Origin of the sequence: Ochrobactrum sp. SFR4, assembly GCF_019730395.1 — a bacterium.
In the GTDB taxonomy this organism is placed as follows: domain Bacteria; phylum Pseudomonadota; class Alphaproteobacteria; order Rhizobiales; family Rhizobiaceae; genus Pseudochrobactrum.
This window is the reverse complement of record NZ_JAAPBB010000316.1, coordinates 1-382: the sequence shown is the minus strand read 5'-3', so window position 1 is coordinate 382 and position 382 is coordinate 1. Positions and strand designations below refer to the sequence as shown.

General features: G+C 52.9%; 1 pseudogene. It reads right to left on the bottom strand.

The window, feature by feature from the left end:
• Positions 1 to 336: pseudogene (locus HBA93_RS19155) on the bottom strand (purine-nucleoside phosphorylase); the annotation flags it as partial.
• Positions 337 to 382 lie beyond the last annotated feature (46 nt).

The window sequence follows — 382 nt, the reverse complement described above, 5'->3', positions numbered from 1 at the left end:
AGCATTGGTCAGGATCAACATTTCAAGACCGAGTGCTTTCAGTGTTTCCAGCACTGGACGCATGGCACTTGCATTGCCCTGCTCGTAATAATGCGCACGACCTGCCAGCACCATCACCAGTTTGCCGGAAAGGCGACCGAAAACCACCTCGCCCGCATGGCCGCTGACACCGCTTTTAGGAAAATCCGGCAGATCTGAATAGCGGATATGCACCGGATCATCGAGTTCACCAACCAGCCCGCCAAGACCGGACCCCAGCACAACTGCTGTTTTCAGTGTCTCACCGGCAAAAGCCTCATTCAGACGGGCACGTAAAATCAGAGCAGCTTCAGTCATGGCTTTAACCGATCACATCAGTCTGGAAACTAAACGGAAGCAATTC